This is a genomic window from Mycobacterium sp. MS1601 (assembly GCF_001984215.1).
Lineage (GTDB): Bacteria > Actinomycetota > Actinomycetes > Mycobacteriales > Mycobacteriaceae > Mycobacterium.
In genome coordinates, this window is the sequence record NZ_CP019420.1 from 6,283,346 (window position 1) to 6,302,476 (window position 19,131).

General features: G+C 67.0%; 21 protein-coding genes. 5 read left to right on the forward strand and 16 right to left on the reverse strand.

Annotated features, from left to right (window positions below):
* Window positions 1-14: 14 nt before the first annotated feature.
* The 4 genes from BVC93_RS30050 to BVC93_RS30065 are packed head-to-tail and all read right to left on the reverse strand — an operon-like array spanning window position 15 to window position 4,482.
* The gene (locus tag BVC93_RS30050) at window positions 15-1,832 is read right to left on the reverse strand and encodes a magnesium chelatase subunit D family protein (RefSeq protein WP_083740587.1); all 1,818 of its coding nucleotides are present in this window, start codon (window positions 1,830-1,832) and stop codon (window positions 15-17) included.
* Window positions 1,829-2,299, reverse strand: a complete 471-nt coding sequence (locus BVC93_RS30055) for a GNAT family N-acetyltransferase (protein ID WP_083740588.1) — start codon at window positions 2,297-2,299, stop codon at window positions 1,829-1,831. The genes BVC93_RS30050 and BVC93_RS30055 overlap by 4 nt, the downstream gene beginning before the upstream one ends.
* Window positions 2,296-3,873 (reverse strand): malate dehydrogenase (quinone), encoded by a 1,578-nt coding sequence (gene mqo / locus BVC93_RS30060; RefSeq protein ID WP_083740589.1) that lies wholly within the window; start codon window positions 3,871-3,873, stop codon window positions 2,296-2,298. The genes BVC93_RS30055 and mqo overlap by 4 nt, the downstream gene beginning before the upstream one ends.
* A 45-nt stretch (window positions 3,874-3,918) precedes the next feature.
* Entirely contained in the window at window positions 3,919-4,482 is a 564-nt protein-coding gene (locus tag BVC93_RS30065) for a TetR/AcrR family transcriptional regulator (RefSeq protein WP_192860138.1), read from the reverse strand.
* 90 nt (window positions 4,483-4,572) lie between these two features.
* Here BVC93_RS30065 and BVC93_RS30070 point away from each other — a divergent pair, with 90 nt between their 5' ends.
* The 4 genes from BVC93_RS30070 to BVC93_RS30085 are packed head-to-tail and all read left to right on the forward strand — an operon-like array spanning window position 4,573 to window position 8,310.
* Window positions 4,573-5,508 carry a TIGR03564 family F420-dependent LLM class oxidoreductase gene (locus BVC93_RS30070; RefSeq protein WP_083740591.1) on the forward strand — a complete coding sequence of 312 codons (936 nt, stop codon included), beginning with the start codon at window positions 4,573-4,575 and terminating at the stop codon, window positions 5,506-5,508.
* A 4-nt stretch (window positions 5,509-5,512) separates the two neighbouring features.
* Complete coding sequence (locus BVC93_RS30075) at window positions 5,513-6,505, forward strand: alpha/beta hydrolase (RefSeq protein WP_083741470.1); 993 nt, start codon at window positions 5,513-5,515, stop codon at window positions 6,503-6,505.
* A 14-nt stretch (window positions 6,506-6,519) separates the two neighbouring features.
* On the forward strand, window positions 6,520-7,935 hold the full coding sequence (gene mtr, locus BVC93_RS30080; RefSeq protein ID WP_083740592.1) for a mycothione reductase: 1,416 nt from the start codon (window positions 6,520-6,522) through the stop codon (window positions 7,933-7,935).
* Between the two features lie 9 nt (window positions 7,936-7,944).
* On the forward strand, window positions 7,945-8,310 hold the full coding sequence (locus tag BVC93_RS30085; RefSeq protein ID WP_083740593.1) for an ArsR/SmtB family transcription factor: 366 nt from the start codon (window positions 7,945-7,947) through the stop codon (window positions 8,308-8,310).
* An 83-nt stretch (window positions 8,311-8,393) separates the two neighbouring features.
* On the opposite strand, the gene BVC93_RS30090 is transcribed toward BVC93_RS30085, so the two are convergent.
* Entirely contained in the window at window positions 8,394-9,560 is a 1,167-nt protein-coding gene (locus BVC93_RS30090; protein WP_192860139.1) for an MFS transporter, read from the reverse strand.
* Between the two features lie 74 nt (window positions 9,561-9,634).
* Window positions 9,635-10,027 carry a GlcG/HbpS family heme-binding protein gene (locus tag BVC93_RS30095; RefSeq protein ID WP_083740595.1) on the reverse strand — a complete coding sequence of 131 codons (393 nt, stop codon included), beginning with the start codon at window positions 10,025-10,027 and terminating at the stop codon, window positions 9,635-9,637.
* Between the two features lie 146 nt (window positions 10,028-10,173).
* Here BVC93_RS30095 and BVC93_RS30100 point away from each other — a divergent pair, with 146 nt between their 5' ends.
* Window positions 10,174-10,860, forward strand: coding sequence for an IclR family transcriptional regulator (locus BVC93_RS30100; protein WP_192860140.1), 687 nt, complete (start codon window positions 10,174-10,176; stop codon window positions 10,858-10,860).
* A 109-nt stretch (window positions 10,861-10,969) separates the two neighbouring features.
* Here the strand turns inward: BVC93_RS30100 and BVC93_RS30105 are convergent, their stop codons facing one another.
* The 10 genes from BVC93_RS30105 to BVC93_RS30150 all read right to left on the reverse strand — a co-directional run bounded on the left by BVC93_RS30105 (window position 10,970) and on the right by BVC93_RS30150 (window position 18,937).
* Window positions 10,970-11,707 (reverse strand): energy-coupling factor ABC transporter ATP-binding protein, encoded by a 738-nt coding sequence (locus BVC93_RS30105; RefSeq protein WP_083740597.1) that lies wholly within the window; start codon window positions 11,705-11,707, stop codon window positions 10,970-10,972.
* Window positions 11,704-12,480 carry a cobalt ECF transporter T component CbiQ gene (gene cbiQ / locus BVC93_RS30110; protein ID WP_083740598.1) on the reverse strand — a complete coding sequence of 259 codons (777 nt, stop codon included), beginning with the start codon at window positions 12,478-12,480 and terminating at the stop codon, window positions 11,704-11,706. The genes BVC93_RS30105 and cbiQ overlap by 4 nt, the downstream gene beginning before the upstream one ends.
* Before the next feature lie 4 nt (window positions 12,481-12,484).
* Window positions 12,485-12,841, reverse strand: a complete 357-nt coding sequence (locus BVC93_RS30115; RefSeq protein ID WP_083740599.1) for a PDGLE domain-containing protein — start codon at window positions 12,839-12,841, stop codon at window positions 12,485-12,487.
* Window positions 12,838-13,521: an energy-coupling factor ABC transporter permease gene (locus BVC93_RS30120; RefSeq protein WP_157517307.1), complete on the reverse strand. Its 684-nt coding sequence runs from the start codon at window positions 13,519-13,521 to the stop codon at window positions 12,838-12,840. Before BVC93_RS30120 ends, BVC93_RS30115 begins: the two co-directional genes overlap by 4 nt.
* A gap of 99 nt (window positions 13,522-13,620) precedes the next feature.
* Window positions 13,621-13,923, reverse strand: a complete 303-nt coding sequence (locus BVC93_RS30125) for an ArsR/SmtB family transcription factor (RefSeq protein ID WP_442929116.1) — start codon at window positions 13,921-13,923, stop codon at window positions 13,621-13,623.
* A 37-nt stretch (window positions 13,924-13,960) separates the two neighbouring features.
* Entirely contained in the window at window positions 13,961-14,683 is a 723-nt protein-coding gene (locus BVC93_RS30130; protein WP_083740602.1) for a FadR/GntR family transcriptional regulator, read from the reverse strand.
* 22 nt (window positions 14,684-14,705) lie between these two features.
* Window positions 14,706-15,482: a 3-oxoacyl-ACP reductase gene (locus BVC93_RS30135; RefSeq protein WP_192860441.1), complete on the reverse strand. Its 777-nt coding sequence runs from the start codon at window positions 15,480-15,482 to the stop codon at window positions 14,706-14,708.
* Window positions 15,479-16,837 carry an aldehyde dehydrogenase family protein gene (locus BVC93_RS30140; protein WP_083740604.1) on the reverse strand — a complete coding sequence of 453 codons (1,359 nt, stop codon included), beginning with the start codon at window positions 16,835-16,837 and terminating at the stop codon, window positions 15,479-15,481. The genes BVC93_RS30135 and BVC93_RS30140 overlap by 4 nt, the downstream gene beginning before the upstream one ends.
* Window positions 16,834-17,589, reverse strand: a complete 756-nt coding sequence (locus BVC93_RS30145) for a gamma-glutamyl-gamma-aminobutyrate hydrolase family protein (RefSeq protein WP_442928999.1) — start codon at window positions 17,587-17,589, stop codon at window positions 16,834-16,836. The genes BVC93_RS30140 and BVC93_RS30145 overlap by 4 nt, the downstream gene beginning before the upstream one ends.
* The gene (locus BVC93_RS30150) at window positions 17,570-18,937 is read right to left on the reverse strand and encodes a glutamine synthetase family protein (protein WP_083741472.1); all 1,368 of its coding nucleotides are present in this window, start codon (window positions 18,935-18,937) and stop codon (window positions 17,570-17,572) included. Before BVC93_RS30150 ends, BVC93_RS30145 begins: the two co-directional genes overlap by 20 nt.
* Window positions 18,938-19,131 lie beyond the last annotated feature (194 nt).

The window sequence follows — 19,131 nt, forward strand, 5'->3', positions numbered from 1 at the left end:
GTGTTTCCTTCCACTCAGGCCACGCTGCGCACGGCCTGGGTGAGGTTCTCGGCGCGCAGCTGTTCCAGGCGAAGCACCGGAGCGTCCAGCTGGACGGCCAGCGTGGCAGCCAATCCGAGCTTGATATAGGAGGTCTCGCAGTCGATCACCACTGCCGCGGCACCCTCGGCGACCAAGCGGGCGGCGGCGGCTCTGGTGCGGCCCAGTGGGTCCGGCCCACCGGTGGCGCGGCCGTCGGTCAACACCACCACCAGAGGTCTGCGCGCGCGGTCGCGCACCCTTTCCCGGGTCACCAGATCACGGGCTGCCAGCAGGCCCTCGGCCAGCGGGGTCTTGCCACCGGTGTCGAACCGGGCCAGCCGCCGCGACGCGATGTAGGCCGACGACGTGGGAGGTAGCAGCACACTGGCCGAACGCTGGCGGAAAGTGATGACGGCGACCTTGTCGCGGCGCTGGTAGGCGTCGCGCAGCAGCGACAGTGCCGCGCCGCTGACCGCCGACATCCGGTCGCGGGCGGCCATCGACCCCGAAGCGTCGACCAGGAAAATCACCAGATTGCCTTCACGGCCTTCGCGTATCGCGGTGCGCAGGTCCTCGACATCCGGGCGCAGCGGACCCGGCCGGTGTGCGGCGGCCAGCACGGTGGCGAACAAGTGCACACCGTGGCCGTCGTCGGAGTCCGCCGTGGCGGCGCCCACCACGGCGCCGGTCCGGTTGCGCGCCCGTGACCGTCGCCCCGGTGCTCCTTCCCCGACACCGGGCACCCGCAGCGCCTTGGTTCGGAACGGCTGCACAGGCGGTGCACTCGGTTTGGACGCAGCGCCCGCGGACGACGAATCACGCTGCTGCTGCGAGTTTTCCGACGGGCGCGCCCCGCCGCCGCCGGACGGATCAGGGTCGGGCTCGGGTTCGGGCTCGGTGGAATCGGACTGCGCCAGAGCTTCGTCCAGCACACCCGGGTCCAGGCCGGGGTCGTCGAACGGATCGCGGCGACGCCGATGCGGTAACGCCAGCTCGGCGGCCACCCTGATGTCGTCCTGTTCGACTGCCTCGGCGCCGCGCCACGCGGCATGTGCCACCGCGGTGCGCGCCACCACGAGATCGGCCCGCATCCCGTCCACGTCGAAGGCCGCACACAGGGCGGCGATACTGCGTAAAGAGTTGTCACTCAACGTCACAGCGGGCACCCGCGACCGCGCGTCGGCGACGCGGCGGGCCACCTCGGCGTCAGCGTCGGCGTAGCGGGCGGCGAAGGCGTCCGGGTCGGCTTCGTAATCCATCCTGGCCCGGATCACCGCGACACGGACGTCGACGTCGCGGGAGGCCCGCACGTCGACGGTGAGCCCGAACCGGTCCAGCAATTGGGGGCGCAACTCCCCCTCTTCGGGGTTCATGGTGCCTATCAAGACGAATCTGGCGTCGTGCGAGTGGGATACGCCGTCACGTTCGATGTGCACTCGCCCCATCGCGGCGGCGTCCAGCAGCACGTCGACCAGGTGGTCGTGCAGCAGGTTCACTTCGTCGACGTAGAGCACCCCACGGTGGGCGCGGGCCAGCAGCCCGGGCGAGAAGGCGTGTTCCCCGTCGTGGAGCACCTTCTGCAGGTCCAACGAGCCCACCACGCGGTCCTCGGTGGCGCCGATGGGCAGTTCCACGAGCCGGCCGTCGTCCACCGCGGTCAGAATGTTCGACAAGGCCCGCACGGCAGTCGATTTGGCGGTGCCTTTCTCGCCGCGGATCAACACCCCACCGATATCGGGGCGCACTGCGCACAGCACGAGAGCCAACCGCAGCTGATCGTGCCCGACGATCGCGCTGAACGGATACGTCACGCCTGATCCTCGGTGCGACTTCCCTGTCGCAGCATCGGCACGTGCGGAATCCCGTCGTCGAGGTACTCGTCGCCGTCACGGACGAAACCGTGGGCCGAGTACATCTCCACCAGGTAGGTCTGCGCGTCGATCCGGCAGCTGTAGTCGCCGACCTCGGCGATCGCTGCCTGCAACAGCCGGGTGGTGTGGCCTTGCCCGCGAGCGGACTGTTTGGTGCACACCCGGCCGATCCGGAAAGACTTCGCTCCCCCGGTGTGCTCCTCCATCAGCCGCAGGGTGGCGATCACCTCACCGTCGGGCAGGTCCAGCCAGAAGTGCCGGGTCTCCGGCAGCAGGTCACGGCCGTCGAGTTCCGGGTAGGCACAGGCCTGTTCGACGACGAACACCTCTACCCGCAGCTTCAGCAGCTCATACAGCGTCGCCGCGCTGAGGTCCTGGGCCCATTTCCTGCGCAGAGCTACCGTCACACCACTCCTGCAGGCTCGGGATCATCGGACTCGGAGGCGGACACCGAGGTGTCGGGACCGGCGGCCAGGGCAGCCGCTCCCGCGTCGGCACCGGCTTCCAGGCCCAGCACCTTGGTGCCCCAGTCCCAGACCTCGGCGAACAGCTCGGGCTCGTGCGAGAGTTCGGTGCCCAGCGACGGGATCATCTCCTTGAGCCTGGGCTGCCAGGCCTGATAACGATCACCGAAGCAGCGCTTCATCACGTCCAGCATGGCCGGGACAGCGGTGGATGCGCCGGGCGAGGCGCCCAACAGGCCCGCGATGCTTCCGTCAGCGGCCGCCAGCACGGTGGTGCCGAATTCGAGGGTGCCGCCCTTGCCCTTGGCCGGCTTGATGACCTGCACACGTTGTCCGGCGATGGTGAGCTCCCAGTCGGAATCGAGTGCACTGGGCGCAAAGACCCGCAGCGCGTCGACACGGTCGCCCTCGGACAGCATCAGCTGACCGATGAGGTACTTCACCAGGCTCATCTGCGACAGGCCGACACCGAGCATCGAGGCCAGGTTGTCCGGCTTGACCGACAGCGGCAGATCGGTGACCTTGCCCTGCTTGAGGAACTTCGGCGACCAGCCGGCGAACGGCCCGAACAGCAGCCAGGGCTTGCCGTTGATGATGCGGGTGTCCAGGTGCGGGGCCGACATGGGCGGGGCACCCAACGGCGGGAAGCCGTAGACCTTGGCCCGGTGGCCGCTGGTGACGGCCGGATTGGAGGCGCGCAGGAACTGCCCACCCACCGGGAAGCCACCGTAGCCCTTGGCCTCCTTGATGCCCGACTTCTGCAGCAGGTGCAGTGCATCACCGCCTGCGCCGACGAAGACGAACTTGGTGTTCAGTGTGCGCTTGGCGCCGGTGCGGCGGTTGACCACCTTGACAGTCCAGCTGCCGTCGGACTGCTGGGAGACGTCACGCACCTCGTGACCGAACATCGCGGTGGTGCCGCTGCGCACCCCGAACCCGATGAGTTGCTTTGCCAGCGATCCGAAGTCGATGTCGGTGCCGTCGGTGGTCCAATTAAGCGCCACCGGCTCGGCGAAGTTGCGCTTGGCCGCCATGAACGGCAGCCGGCGGGCGAACTCGTCGGCGTCGTTGATGAATTCGGTGGTGGCGAACAGCGGGTTGGACGCCAGTGCATCGCGTCGCTTGCGCAGGTACTCCACCCGGTCGGCACCCTCGACGAAGCTGACGTGCGGCACCGGGTTCAAGAAGTTGCGGACGTCGGGCAGGATGCCCTTCTCGACGGCGTGGGCCCAGAACTGCCGGGACACCTGGAACTGCTCGTTGACGGCGACGGCCTTGGTGATGTCGATGGTGCCGTCCGACTTCTCCGGGGTGTAGTTGAGCTCACACAGTGCGGAGTGCCCGGTGCCCGCGTTGTTCCACGGGTCGCTGCTCTCGGCCGCCGCGCCGTCGAGTCGCTCGATCAAGGTGATCGACCAGTTGGGCTCGACGATGCGCAGCAGGGCGCCCAGGGTGGCGCTCATGATTCCGGCGCCGACCAGCACGACGTCCGTCTTGGTGATGTTCGCGTCTGACACCCGTTCGTCCTTCGAGTCGAGCCTGGCTTCTGTTGTGGTGCCAGGTTAGCCCGCGTCGAATTGTGACGGGGCACGCAGTCCGTCGATGAGAATCCGCAGCAGCCGGTCCCGCTGCCGGTCATCGCGGTCAGGTTGTTCGCCGACCCAGGCGATGGCCGCCGCCATGTCCAGGACGTCGCCGATTGCCGCATCGGCGCGCAGCTGCCCCGCCGCCACGGCCTCGGCAATCAGCATTTCCCCCGCTTCGCCGGCGGCCCTGCAGGCCTCCTTGCCGGGGTCGTCGTCCTGGGGCGGCGCCACCAAACTGCGGGCCAACCCATCAAAGAGGCCGGCCTCGGCGATGTAGGCGGTCAGCCAGTGCCCCAGCGCTGTCACCGGGTCCGCGGTACCCGAGAGCTTGCGGGCCAGCACTGCGAGATCCCGTAATCCTGTCTCGATGACCGCCAGCACCAGCTGGTCTCTGGTGGGGAAATGGCGGTACAGGGTTCCCGGTCCCACTCCGGCGGCACGGGCGATGTCGTCGAGTGACGCCGACACACCGGACTTCTGGAACGCCTCGGTGGCGGCATCGAGAATCCGGCGTCGGTTTCGCGCGGCATCAGCCCGCACAGGCCCCTCCTGTCGACAAGCGGAGACTGTCTCCATATATTGAGCGGAGACACTCTCCGAATAGTATCTACCGTGCCAAGGAGCATCACCGTGCGCGTCACTCCCATGTCCCTGCCCAACTCTTCCGACACCCTCACCACGGTGATCAGCTCGGTCATTGCCGCCGACGCCGCGGGGCTCAGTCGAGCCTGGCTGCCCCAGCTGCCGCCGGTACCGGGGCTGGCCCCCTGGGACGCGCTCACGGCGTTGGCACTGGCCGGGCAACAGGCCCGCCGCATCGATCTGGGCACCAGCGTCAATGTCACCTATCACCAGCACCCGTTCACATTGGCCCGCCAGGCGCTGACCACCAACGCCGCCGTCGACGGCCGGCTGACCCTCGGTGTCGGGACCGGGCACCAGCCGATGGTCGAAGCGCTGGGTCATTCCTTCGAGCGACCCGCCCGGTACATGCGGGAATTCCTGGAGATCCTGATCCCCGCCATGGCCGGCGCCGAGCTGGACTACCACGGCAGCCACCTCACGGCCGTGGGGCGCGTGGAACTGGCCGCGCCGGCGCCCCAGGTGGTCATCGCCGCACTGGGCCCGCGCATGCTCGACCTCGCCGCCGAACTGACCGACGGCACGGTCACCACCTGGACGGGCCCCAGAACGCTGGAACAGCACATCATTCCGCGGATCACCAACCGCGCAGCACAGCTTGGCCGGCCCGCACCACAGGTCATCGCCTCGTTGCCGGTGCTCGTCACCCAGGACGTCGACGCCGCGCGACAGTCACTGTCCGAGGCCTTCGGCTACACCGCGGAGATGCCGTCCTACCGAGGCGTACTGGACCGCGAGGGTGTCGCCGGTGTTGGCGACATCGCCGTCGCCGGCGACGAAGAGCAGGTGGTGCAACAGTTGCGCCGGCTCGCCGACATCGGCGTCACCGAGTTCGTCGGATTCCTCTTCGGCGACCCTGAGACGGTGCACCGCACCCGCGCGTTGCTCGCCGGTCTGCAACGGGAGCGTGCGCCGCTACAGTGAACGCGTGACGGCATGGGATCCCGACATCCTGCCCGGATTCGTCCAGACCACGGTCGAACTGGGTGCCGACCCACACGGTGAAGGCGATCTGGTGGCCACCCTGGTGCGCCCGGAGCACGTCAGCCCGACCAGGCACGCCGTTCTGGCGGTACACGGCTACACCGACTACTTCTTCAACACCGAATTGGCCGATCGGTTCGCCGACCACGGTGTCGCCTTCTATGCCCTCGATCTGCACAAGTGCGGCCGGTCGTGGCGGGAAGGCCAGACCCCGCACTTCACCACCGATCTGACCCGATACGACGCCGAGCTGGAACGCGCACTGACGATCATCCGCCAGGAAACCGACGATGCCACCACGTGCGTGTACGGCCACTCCGCCGGCGGGTTGATCGTCACACTGTGGCTGGACCGGGTGCGCCGCCGTGACGCCACCGCCGCACTGGGTATCGGCGGACTGGTGCTCAACAGCCCGTTCTTCGACCTGCGCGGTCCGGCGATCCTGCGCAGTCCACCCACTGGCGCCGCCCTGAGGGGACTGGCCCGACTGCGCAAGCTCCAGGTGGTGCGCAAACCCACCCCCGGCGGGTACGGCACGTCGCTGCACCGCGACTACTCCGGTGAATTCGACTACGACTTGGCACTCAAACCGGTGGGCGGGTTCCCGGTCACCTTCGGCTGGATCAACGCGGTCCGCCGCGGCCACGCCCGGCTGCACCGCGGCCTTGACGTGGGCGTGCCAAATCTGATCCTGCGCTCGGACCACAGTGTGACCGAGACCAACGATCCGCGTGCGCTGCAGACCGGTGACGCGGTGCTCGACGTCTCCCAGATCGCGCGCTGGGCCGGCTGTGTCGGCGGCACGCACACCACAGTGGCACCCGTCGTCGACGCCAAACACGATGTCTTCCTGTCACTTTCAGCTCCGCGTGCTGCTGCCTACCGCGAGCTGCACCGCTGGCTGGACCTCTACCTCAACACCTCCTCCGTCAGCTGAACAGGACTGCGCACATGGAACATTTCGACCTGGCGATCATCGGCACCGGCTCGGGAAACAGCATCCTCGACGAACGGTATGACGGCAAGAAGGTGGCGATCTGCGAGCAGGGCACCTTCGGCGGTACCTGCCTCAACGTCGGCTGCATTCCCACCAAGATGTTCGTCTATGCAGCGGAAGTTGCTGCCACCATTCGCGATTCGGCCCGGTTCGGCATCGACGCCAGCATCGAGAAGGTGCGCTGGAGCGATATCGTCTCACGGGTCTTCGGGCGCATCGACCCGATCGCGATGGGCGGTGAACGCTACCGGCGCTCCTCACCGAACGTCACCGTGTTCGACAGCCACACCCGTTTCGGACCCACCCGTGACGACGGCCGCCATGTGCTGCGCACCGAAGCGGGTGACGAGTTCACCGCCGATCAGGTGGTGATTGCCGCGGGTGCGCGCGCGTCGGTCCCCGAGGCCATCGCAGGATGCGGGGTGCAGTACTACACCAGCGACACCATCATGCGGATCTCCGAGTTGCCCGAGCACCTGATCATCGTCGGCGGCGGTTTTGTCGCCGCCGAGTTCGCGCACGTGTTCTCGGCACTGGGTACCCGCGTGACGATGGTGATCCGCGGATCAGCGCTGCTGACCCACTGCGACGACACGATCTGCGAGCGGTTCACCGATGTGGCCGGCAAGAAATGGGACATCCACAGCCGCCGCAACGTCGTCGGTTCCCGGCCGTGCGAGTCCGGGGTGGAGCTGGAACTCGACGACGGCTCGCTCCTGGCCGGCGACGCGCTCCTGGTGGCGACTGGCCGAATCCCCAACGGCGACTTGCTGTCTGCGGACTCGGCCGGCGTCGAGCTGGACGATGACGGCCTGATCAAGGTCGACGAATACCAGCGCACCACCGCCCGCGGGATCTTCGCCCTCGGCGACGTGAGCTCGCCGTATCAGCTCAAGCACGTCGCCAACCACGAAGCCCGGGTGGTGCGCCACAACCTGCTGACCGACTGGGACGACACCGAGACCCTGGTGGCGTCCGACCACCGTTTTGTGCCGTCCGCGGTGTTCACCGATCCGCAGATCGCGATGGTGGGGCTCACCGAGAACCAGGCCAGAGCTGCCGGGTACCGCGCCATCACCAAGGTGCAGGACTACGGCGACGTCGCCTATGGCTGGGCGATGGAGGACACCACCGGTATCGCCAAGATCGTTGTCGACCAGGACACCGGGAGCATCCTGGGTGCGCACATCATGGGGCATCAGGCGTCGTCGCTGATCCAGCCGTTGATCCAGGCCATGAGCTTCGGACTCGGTGGCCAGGAGATGGCCCGCGGGCAGTACTGGATCCATCCGGCGTTGCCCGAGGTGATCGAGAACGCGTTGCTGGCTCTGTGCGGCGAGCCGTCCTGGCCTCCGCCCAAGCGGCATTAGGGTCTGCCCATGAACGCCGATCGTTTGCCCGACGAGCAGGCCGGCTTGATCGTCGAGGTCTTCCGCATGCTCGCCGACACCACCCGCATCCAGATCCTGTGGGCGCTGACGCACGGGGAACGCTCGGTCAATGACCTGGCCGAGCACGTCGACAAACCCGCGCCGTCGGTGTCCCAGCACCTGGCGAAGCTGCGGATGGCTCGCCTGGTCCGCACCCGCAGGGAGGGCACCCAGGTGATCTACCGCCTGGAGAACGACCACGTGCGCCAGCTGGTGGTGGACGCCGTCCACAACGCCGAACACGCGGGCCCCGGCATCCCGGGCCACCACCGCCACGACAAGCAGGTGCACCCGCTGCCGGGCGAAACCGCCTAGCTCAGCCGGCCGCAGCGTGCGGTGGTCGGCACGGGCACACTGCAGCGATAGCCGAGGCAACCGGTAGACGCACGGCGTGTGCTCTACATGTTGACGGTAGTAAGGGCGCTGCGGCGGGTCATCTGTGTGCTGACGGCCAGCGCGATGAGGATCAGGACGAGTGCGGCCCACGGAGTGGTGAGGATGCCGGCGTTTTCGACAAGCACGCCACCGATCCAGGAGGCGAGTGCGATGCCTGCGTTGAAGGCCGCGATATTGAGTCCGCTGGCAGCTTTTTCGGCTCCTGCACCCCGGTCACTGGCCAAGCTGACTGAGTGGGTTTGCACGGGGGGAGAAATCAGGAATGCGAAGACGCCCCAGATGAATATGGAGATCGCGATACCGAGCGCGCTGTGTGCGGTGAGGTAAACCAGGACGAAGCTCACCGCGAGGCCACCGAGGGCTATGCGAATCACCAATGTGGTGCCGATGCGGTCCGACAGTGCTCCTCCAACGAGATTGCCGATGACGGTGGCAATGCCGAAGAGAAACAAAATCGCGGTGACTCCGCCCGAGGTATAGCCGGCGTGCTCACTCAGGAGCGGCTCTAGGAAGGTGAACACCGCGAAGGTGGCGCCGAACCCGAGTCCGGTGACCACATAGGTGGACACCAGGTGCTTGTCTACCAATAGTGCGAGCTGTTCGGAGATACCGATGGTTTCGCCGGCGCGGGTGGACGGAACCATGGCGGCGATAGCGAGGGCGGCGAAGGCTCCGAGGGCGGCGACGATGGCGAAGGCAATGCGCCATCCAAGTGCGTTGCCGATGATGGTCCCGATCGGCACGCCGACAACCATGGCCACTGTGAGGCCGAGGAACATCAGCGAGATGGCACGGCCGGATTTGTCTTTGGGAACCATGGCGACGGCAGCCGGGGCGCCAAGCGCGAAGACAGTGCCGTGGGCGGCGCCGGCGATCAGACGTCCGGCAACCAGAGCGGGAAAGTTGGCGGCGACGGCCACCAGCAGATTGCCAACGCTGAAAAGCGTCATGAGCGCGACGAGTACCCAACGGGAGTCGTAGCGACTGAGCTGCGAGGTGAGCAGTGGCGACAGCACGGTGATCGCGAGGGCATAGAGCGTCACCAGCAAACCCGCGGTGCCGAGCGAGACATGGATGTCTGCGGCGATGGTGGGCAGCAGGCCGACGAGCACGAACTCGCTGATACCGATGGCGAAGGCGGCGAGGGTGAGGGAGGTCAGGCGGATCACGGCGGTCTCCTCATAAAGTGACGTCGCTGGCGCATCACCTGGTGAGCCAGCGACGTGGCGAGCTGTTTGGCGGGTCAGAAGACTCTGGCGCCGACGCGGGCGAGTTCCTCGTCGGCGTCCACACTGGCGCCGGCCACGCCGAGACCGCCGATAATCTGGTCGCCATCGCGTAGGACGACGCCACCACCGAAACTGATGAGCCCCCCGTTGGTGTGTTCGATCGAGTAGATCGGTCCGCCGGGTTGTGCGTCAGGACCGAGGTCGATGCTGTCGATACCGAACAACGCCGCGGTGCGGGCCTTCTTTTGGGAAACCTCGACCGGCCCGGTGACCGACCCATGCATGCGGCGGAAGGCCTGCAGTACCCCGGAGGCGTCCACCACTGTGATTGCTACGGCAAATCCCCGATCGATTGCCTCGCGGGCCACGGCCTCAACGGCGTGTGCTGCACGCGTCTCAAACGTCATCGTTCCTCCATAGTGAATACTTTTCACGTTGTTATGCCATCTGTTCATCTATACAGAACACTGTGGCCCGGATATTTCAAATTGTCAAACGATGAGAAAGAATCTGTACTATGATTCCACAATATGGAATCGACAAAGGATGCCCTGTGATCCAATCCGTCGAAAGAGCGTTCAACCTGATCGAGCGTGTCGCCGCAAGCCGGGATGGAGCACGGCTCAGCGAGCTCGCCGATGGCGCCGGACTCAATCGCAGTACCGCGCACAACTTGTTGGCGTCGCTGGAGGAGCTCGGCTACATCACCCAGGACGACAAGGGGGCTCCGTACCGGCTGAGCGGCAAACTGGGCCGGCTTCTGCGCCCGAGCGTGGAAGCCGAGCATGCATTGCGGCGCCGCGTCCGCCCGGTCTTGGAAGCAGTTGGGGCGGCCACTGGCGAGACCGCTTACCTGGCATTTGTGGCGGGCGAGGAGTACTTATGCGCCGACGCTGTTCAATCCGACCAACCCTTGCATCTGACAGTCGTCCCCGGTGAACGTGAACCGTTGATCGGCACAGCAATCGGTCACGCACTTCTTGCCGCCGATCCAGATCTGACCCGAGTGGTGCGCGAGCTCTACCCCGACATGTGGCTCCGGCACGCTGAGCCGATCGCCGATGCCGCACGGGACGGGTTTGCGCTCGACCTCGACACTTTCCATCCCGGCGTGTCATGCGTGGCCCTCGCCGTCGCCCCCAATGCGGCGATCGGCGTTGCCGGCCCTACCAGCCGCCTCCCCAAAACACGCCTGGTGACCATCGCCGGGCAGATCCGCAACGAACTGACCGCGCATTGACCATGGCCCGATGGAACGGCAGGACAGCACTGGCGTGGTGCCGGGGAGGACCGAATTCGCTCCGCTACTGGGCGTGACCACGTGGCAGCGCAGGGGCGCGACACCGCAATCAGCGCGCCGGAACCACGAAACCCCAGGGCAATTCGAGGCGGTGGGCGGCCAGCAGCGCGGCATCTCCCAAGACCGAGCGGATGTCGCCGTCGGCCACCACCCTGCCGTGGTCGATGACGACGGCACGCTCACAGAGCTGCGCGGCGTAGGGCAGGTCGTGAGTGACCAACAGCATCGTGGCGGTCTGCTTCTGCAGCGTCTCCGCCAGCTCGCGGCGGGCCACCGGATCCAGGTTGGCCGACGGTTCGTCGAGCACCAGGATCTCGGGCTCACACGCCAATACCGCGGCCAGCGCGGCGCGGCGGCGCTGCCCACCGGACAGATGCGCCGGACTGCGATCAGCCAGCTCCACCAGGTCCACAGCCTCGAGTGCGCTGCGCACCCGCTTCGCCAGCTCCTCGCCCGCCACCCCGAAGTTGGCCGGACCGAAGGCGACGTCCTGGGCCAGCGTGGGCATGAACAGCTGGTCGTCAGGATCCTGGAACACCAGTCCGACGCGTCGGCGGATATCCCGAACAGTATTACGCGACAACGCAATACCCGAGATCTCCACCGCTCCGGAGGTGGCGGTGAGAACACCGTTGAGATGCAACATCAAAGTGGTCTTGCCCGCACCGTTGGGGCCGAGCAGGGCCACCCGCTCCCCCGGCTGCACGGTCAGGTCCACTCCGTCCAGCGCGATGTGCCCGTCGGGATAGACGTAGCGCAGGCCGCTCACCCGAACCGCGGGCGTCATCGCAGCACCCACGCGCTCGCGGCCACTGCGATCCCGGCCACGGCCGGGATCAGGGCGGCCGTCCACTGCCCAGTGGTGGCCTTCGGCACCGCCGCCACTCCGGCCAGTTCCGGCATGTGCCCGTCGAAGCCGCGTGACAGCATGGCGACGTACACCCGCTCACCACGCTCGTAGGACCGCAGGAACAGCGCGCCCACACCCTTGGCGATGGCACCCACCTGATGCAGTGCCCGCGGCGAGTCACCGCGGGACAGGCGGGCCATTCGCATGCGACTCACCTCGGCCGACAACAGGTCGACGTAGCGGATCATCAGCACCAGCACAGAGGTCATCATGGCGGGTACCCCGAGGCGGCTCAGCGCCAGGGGCAACTGCGACGGTGTGGTGGTGGCGGCCACGGTCAGCGACGCCGCCACACCCAGGGTGCCTTTGATGACAATCCCCCACGCCGCCCACAGCCCGGCCACCGACAACTGCAGACCAGCCACCTGCACCCGCTGCCCGCCTTCGGCGAACGGCAACAGCACCGCCAGCACGACGAACGGCGCTTCGATCAGCATCCGCGGCAGGATCCAGCGCAGCGGAATCCTGCCCACCGCCCACACCGCAAGCAGCATCACGGCGAAAAGAGCGTAGGGCCAGAGCATTTCACGGGGGGTGGCGACCACTGCGAGCACGAACACCACCAGGGCCGCGACCTTGACCTCGGCGGGCAGCCGGTGCAGCGGCCCGTGATCGTGCCGGTACAGCGGGTGCGCGTGGCCCGCGCCCACCCCCTCAGCCCTTCGACTTGCGGCTGCGCGCAATCAACCAGAACGCCCCGCCCGCGACGGCGAGGGTGACCACCACACCGATGACTCCGGCAATACCGCCGGTGTTCTCGGCCCCACCGACGGCGTAGTCCGCCAGAGGCGAGTCCGCCATGGTGTGGTCGGTGGCCGACTGTGCGATGCAGCTACCGGTGAGGTGTTCACCATCGGTGGTTTCCACCACCTGGCAGCCCTGCAGCGTCGCCGAGTCGAGGCCGTCGGGGTGTGAGCTGGCGAAGTAGGACACCACACCGGCGATCAGCAGCGTCACGACCGCGAAGGCGATCCAGAAGCCACGGCCCTGTTTCTGTTGGGTGATGCTCATGCGGCAACCTTCTCTTCGACGCGCGCCGACCGCAGCAGATACACCAGGTCCGGCCTGGCCCGGACCACTGCCATGACCGTGAGAGCGGTGATGACACCTTCACCGATGCCGATCAGGACGTGGGTGCCGAACATGTAGGCCGCCACGGTTGCAAGCGAGGCCTGCGCAGCCCCGCCGATCGAGTATTCGAGGACAAAACCCATTGCCGCGCAGACGGTTCCGATGACCGCGGACACGAATGCGATGCCGCCGATCACCGGCACCGATCCGGCGTGACGGCGCTTGGCCAACGAGTACAGCAGTGCGGCCGTGCCGTATCCGGCGGCCACCCCGATCACCGACATGTTGACGATGTTGGTGCCCAGAGCCGTCACCCCACCGTCGGCGAACAACAGTGCCTGCACCACCAGCACGATCGCGATACACAGCGCACCGGTGAACGGGCCGACCAGGATCGCGGCGAGTGCGCCGCCGAGCAGGTGACCGCTGACGCCGGGCAGGATCGGGAAGTTCACCATCTGCACGGCGAAGACGAAAGCGGCAACCAGACCGGCCAGCGGCACGGTGCGTTCGTCCAGCTCGGCGCGGGCGCGCCACGCACACAGCGCGAGAGCGGCGATCGCGATCACGATGAAGACCATGGACACGGGAGCGTTGACGATTCCGTCGCTCATGTGCATGGCCTGATAGGTGATGGTCACCGACCGAGCCTAAGGCCGATCGGGAAAACCTGTCTAGTTGTTCATATGAACAGCGCGTGACCTGTCCGGTCGGGCAGGTCAGCCGTGCGCGGCACCTATCCAGTGCAACAGGTCGTGCACGGTGTGGTCCTCCAGCTTGTAACTCGCCTGCCTGCCCACCCGGGTGGAGGTCACCCAACCCTGCTGACGCAGGATCCGCAGGGCCTGGGACACCGCATTCTCCGAACGTCCGAGCGCCGCCGCCAGATCACCGACGCAGATCCCGGGGGCTCGGTGCAACGCCAGCAGGATCTCCAACCGGTTCGGGTCGGACAACAGATCAAAGCGCAGAGTCCACCCCGAGATGTCGACATCGGTCAGCGCGGACGATGCCCGGTGCATCGGCGTCTGGTCTCCGGAGGTGGTCACGCAGACGAATTTAGTCCAAGAAACCGTGTAACAGGGCAGCTGAGCCCGCGACATGCGCACGCATCGCCTCGGCGGCCCGGTCACCGTCGCCGGCCAGGATAGCGATCACGACGGCTTCGTGCTGTTCGTTGGAGTGGCTGATGTTGCGCGCCAACAACGGAATCTGGTCCAGCAGGGCGTTGATACGCATCCGGTTGTCCGCCACCAACGGCACCAGCGACGGTGATCCGGCCGCTGCCGCGATCGCCAGATGCAACCGCGAGTCCAGTCGCCGGTAGTCCTCGAGCGGGGCGTCACGGACGTCGGTCAGCCGCCCCCACAGCTCTTCTCGCTCGGTCGCCGTCAGCGTCCGGGTAGCAGCCATTCGGGCAGCACCGGATTCCAGGATCTCGCGCAGCCTCAGCGCGTCGTCGATCTCCTCGCGCGCCACCCGGGGCCGTTCGTCGGGTAGCGCGGGAATCTGGTCGGCCAGGAACGTGCCGCCGTAGCGGCCGCGGCGAGCCACCAGGTAGCCGGCCTCGGCCAGGGATCTGATGGCTTCCCGCAGGGTGTCGCGACTGACGCCCAGCCGGACGGCCAGTTCACGTTCCGGCGGCAGCGACTCCCCCGGCGCCAGCACGCCCAGGCGGATGGTCTGCAACAACCGCGCCACGGTGTCCTCGAACGCGTTCCCTGGCCGCACAGGACGCAACAGTGCTTCCGTTGCGTCCTGGGGGTCCGGGTCGGCGCTCATGACGGCCTGTCAGCGTCGTGGCTCAGAGTGGGGTGACGTAGTGGCCGCTGATACCGCCGTCCACCAGGAAGGTGGACGCGGTGATGAAGGAGGCGTCGTCGGACGCCAGGAACGCCACGGCTGCGGCCAGCTCCTCGGGCTCGGCGAACCGGCCCACCGGCACGTGCACCAGGCGGCGGGCCGCGCGCTCAGGGTCCTTGGCAAACAGTTCCTGTAGCAGTGGGGTGTTCACCGGGCCGGGGCACAGGGCGTTGACGCGGATGCCCTGTCGCGCGTACTGCACACCGAGTTCGCGCGACATTGCCAGCACGCCGCCCTTGGAAGCGGTGTAGGAGATCTGCGAGGTGGCCGATCCCATCACGGCGACGAAGGACGCGGTGTTGACGATCGACCCCTTCTGCGCCGGAACCATGTGCCGCAGTGCGGCTTTGCAACAGAAGAACACCGACTTGAGGTTGATGTCCTGCACGCGGTCCCAGGCATCGATACCGGTGGCCTCGATCAGGTCGTCCTCCGGCGGACTGATACCGGCGTTGTTGAACGCGATGTCCACCGACCCGTAGGTGTCGGCAGCGGTGTCGAACAGAGCATCCACCTGCGCTTGGTCGGAGACATCGACACCGACGAAGGTGCCACCCAGATCGTCGGCGACGGTCTTTCCGGCCTTGGGGTCGATGTCACCGATGACGATGGTGGCCCCTTCGGCCTTCATCCGCTTGGCGGTGGCCAGGCCGATTCCGCTGGCGCCGCCGGTGATGACGGCAACCTTGCCCGCCAGCCGCTGGGTCAGATCCATCAGTTCTCTCCGATCGCGATGAAGACGTTCTTGGTTTCGGTGAAGTGCAGCGGTGCATCGGGGCCCAGCTCGCGCCCGAGCCCGGACTGCTTGAAGCCGCCGAATGGCGTGTTGTAGCGCACCGAGGAGTGCGAGTTGACGCTGAGATTGCCCGCCTCGACCGCCCGGGACACCCGCAGCGCCCGCGACAGGTTGTCGGTCCAGATGGACCCGGACAGCCCGTATTCGGTGTCGTTGGCCAGCGCGATGGCGTCGGCTTCGTCCTCGAACGGCAGCACGGTCACCACCGGCCCGAAGATCTCTTCGGTGACCGTGCGGTCGGTGCGCGCCGGGGTGAGCACCGTCGGCGGGAACCAGTACCCCGGGCCGGACGGGGCACTTCCACGGAAGGCGACAGGTGCGTCATCGGGGACGTAGCCGGCCACCGACTGCCAGTGCTTCTTGGACACCAGGGGTCCCATCTCGGTCTCGCGCGCGGTGGGATCACCGACGACCACACCCTTGACCGCCGGTTCGAGCAATTCCATGAATCGGTCGAACACACTGCGCTGCACCAGGATCCGGCTGCGCGCACAGCAATCCTGGCCGGCGTTGTCGAACACACCGTAGGGTGCGGTGGCGGCGGCGCGCTCCAGGTCGCAGTCGTCGAAGACGATGTTGGCGCTCTTGCCACCCAGCTCCAGGGTGACCCGCTTGACCTGCGTGGCGGCCTTGGCCATCACCTGGGTGCCCACCTGGGTGGAACCGGTGAAGACGAGCTTGCGCACACCCGGGTGGGTCACGAAGCGCTCACCGATCACCGAGCCCTTGCCGGGCAGCACCTGGAACAGATCGGCGGGCAACCCGGCCTCCACGGCGAGTTCGCCGAGGCGGATGGTGGTCAGCGGTGTCCATTCGGCGGGTTTGATCAACACCGCGTTGCCGGCAGCCAGGGCGGGAGCAAAACCCCAGGACGCGATGGGCATCGGAAAATTCCACGGGGTGATGATCCCGACAACGCCGATCGGTTCGTTGAAGGTGATGTCCAGCCCGCCCGCGACGGGAATCTGCTTGCCGGACAGCCGCTCCGGACTGGCCGAGTAGAACTGCAGCACGTCGCGCACCGCGCCGGCCTCCCACTCGGCGGCGCCGATGGGGTGCCCGGCGTTGGCGACCTCCAGGGCGGCCAGCTCACCGATGTGGGCGTCGACGGCGGCAGCGAAGGCACGCAGACCGGCGGCCCGCTCGGCGGGTGCGGCGGCCGCCCACGCCTTCTGCGCAACCTGTGCCCGCGCCACCGCCTCGTCTACCGCATCGGCATCGAGTTGTTCGACGTCGCGCAGCACCTCCTCGGTGGCCGGGTTGATCAGCGTGCTCATGACACCCTCTCTGTCGAGTACTCCCTGGCTGCCGTCACCACACCGGCGAACAGCCGCAGATCGTCCAGCCGCTCCTCGGGGTGCCATTGCACCGCCACCACCCAGGCGTCCGGGTAGTGCGCCGGGTCCACCTCCACGGCTTCGATCACACCGTCGGCGCTGTCCTTGGCGCTGACGATCAGACCGGGAGCCAGCGAGTTGATGGCCTGGTGGTGATAACACTGGGCGTCGGTGGACTCCCCGATCAACGCCGCGGTTCTGGTGCCGGGCACGGTGCGCACCGCCGATGTGGTGAACACCGCGTTGCCGGCCTGGTGGCGGGTGTGCCCCAGCACGTCGGGGAGGTGCTGGTGCAGGGTGCCGCCGAGGGCCACGTTGAGCACCTGGGCGCCCCGGCAGATCCCGAGCACCGGCATGTTGCGCGCCAAAGCGCCTCGCAGCAGCGCGAATTCCCAGGCGTCACGCTCGAGCGCAGGCTGGTCGGTGCGTGGATGGGCATCGTGGCCGTAGGCAGCTGGGTCGACGTCGCGGCCGCCGGTGATGATCAGCCCGTCGAGCCCGTCGAGCACCCGCTGCGCCACCGCGTCGTCCACCGGCTGCGGCGGCAGCAGCGCCGCGATACCGCCGGCCCGGGTGACCCCTTCGAGGTAGATGGCGGGCAGGAAGCTGGCCAGGACATCCCAAACACCGGTTTGGGCCTGCTGGAGATAGGTGGTCAGACCCAATACGGGTTTACATACGTTCAAAACCACGCACCCGCTCCCAGTCGGTGACCGCCGAGTTGTAGGCCTTCAGCTCCACCCGAGCGTTGTTGAGGTAATGGGCCACCACCTCGTCACCGAACGCCTCACGGGCCACCGCCGAATTCTCGAACAACTCGGCCGCCTCTGCCAGGGTGGTCGGAAGGCGTTGCGCACCACCGGTGTAGGCGTTGCCCGCGGTGGGCTCTTCCAGTTCCAGGCCGGCGTCGATACCATGCAGGCCGCCGGCGATCAGCGCGGCCGTCGCGAGGTACTGGTTGACGTCCCCACCGGGCGCCCGGCATTCCATTCGCATGCCGTGCCCGTGTCCGACCACCCGCAGCGCACAGGTGCGGTTGTCCAACCCCCACGCGATGGCGGTGGGCGCGAAGCTGCCGTCGACAAATCGCTTGTAGGAGTTGATGTTCGGCGCGTAGAAAAGTGTGAGTTCCCGCAGCGTGGCCAACTGTCCTGCGATGAAGCTGCGAAACATGGCCGACATCCCCAGCGGGTCGGCGTCGTCGGCGAACACCGCCGACCCGTCCGTGCCTCTCAGCGAGATGTGGATGTGGCAACTGTTGCCCTCGCGCTCGTCGAATTTCGCCATGAACGTCAGGCTCTTGCCATGCTGGTCGGCGATCTCCTTGGCACCGTTTTTGTAGATGGTGTGGTTGTCGCAGGTGACCAGCGCTTCGTCATACCGGAAGGCGATCTCCTGCTGGCCGAGGTTGCATTCGCCTTTGACACCCTCGCAGTACAGACCGGCGCCCTGCATGCCCAGGCGGATGTCGCGCAGCAACGGCTCCATCCGGGTGGACGCCAGCATCGCGTAGTCCACGTTGTAGTCCGTCGCGGGGGTCAAACCCCGGTAGCCGGACTTCCAAGCCGCGCGATAGCTGTCGTCGAACACCATGAATTCCAGCTCGGTACCCACGAACGCGGCCAGTCCGCGCTCGGCCAGCCGGTCCAGTTGGGTGCGCAGAATGCTCCGCGGCGCGGCCACCACGGGTGCTCCCCCGTGCCAGGAGAGGTCGGCCATCACCAGAGCCGACCCCGGCAGCCAGGGCAGCCGCCGCAATGTCGAGAAGTCCGGCGTCATGACCATGTCGCCGTAGCCGGCCTCCCAGCTGGACATGGCGTAACCGTCGACGGTGTTCATGTCGACGTCGACGGCCAGGAGGTAGTTGCAGCATTCGGCGCCGTGGATGGCGGTGTCCTCGACGAACAGTCGCGCGGACACCCGTTTGCCGGTCAGCCGGCCCTGCATGTCGGTGAACGCGACGATCACGGTGTCGATCTCGCCGGCGGCCACCAGTTCTTCGAGCTGCAGCGCCGACAGCTTTCCTCGGTTCACACTCACCTGCGCTCCCTCGTCGACTTGTCTGCAGTCACGTTCTGTGGGGTCAAAGTCAACCATTGGATAACGATCACCGCCCCATTCACCCCGAACTTTTACCGATTTGTGGCGCCCAAAGGTAGGACGCCAGACCAATAGCGTTCTATTGTGCACTACAAGTGAGACCCGGGTCACACTGCTATTCCGTCGGGGTGAGG

Coding starts and splice junctions, on each gene's coding strand:
- BVC93_RS30085 (WP_083740593.1), top strand. CDS start 7,945: ATGAACGCCGATCGTTTGCCCGACGAGCAGGCCGGCTTGATCGTCGAG.
- BVC93_RS30105 (WP_083740597.1), bottom strand. CDS start 11,707: ATGACGCCCGCGGTTCGGGTGAGCGGCCTGCGCTACGTCTATCCCGAC.
- BVC93_RS30095 (WP_083740595.1), bottom strand. CDS start 10,027: ATGACGTTTGAGACGCGTGCAGCACACGCCGTTGAGGCCGTGGCCCGC.
- BVC93_RS30140 (WP_083740604.1), bottom strand. CDS start 16,837: ATGAGCACGCTGATCAACCCGGCCACCGAGGAGGTGCTGCGCGACGTC.
- BVC93_RS30115 (WP_083740599.1), bottom strand. CDS start 12,841: ATGAGCATCACCCAACAGAAACAGGGCCGTGGCTTCTGGATCGCCTTC.
- BVC93_RS30125 (WP_442929116.1), bottom strand. CDS start 13,923: ATGCACCGGGCATCGTCCGCGCTGACCGATGTCGACATCTCGGGGTGG.
- mtr (WP_083740592.1), top strand. CDS start 6,520: ATGGAACATTTCGACCTGGCGATCATCGGCACCGGCTCGGGAAACAGC.
- BVC93_RS30130 (WP_083740602.1), bottom strand. CDS start 14,683: ATGAGCGCCGACCCGGACCCCCAGGACGCAACGGAAGCACTGTTGCGT.
- BVC93_RS30120 (WP_157517307.1), bottom strand. CDS start 13,521: ATGCACATGAGCGACGGAATCGTCAACGCTCCCGTGTCCATGGTCTTC.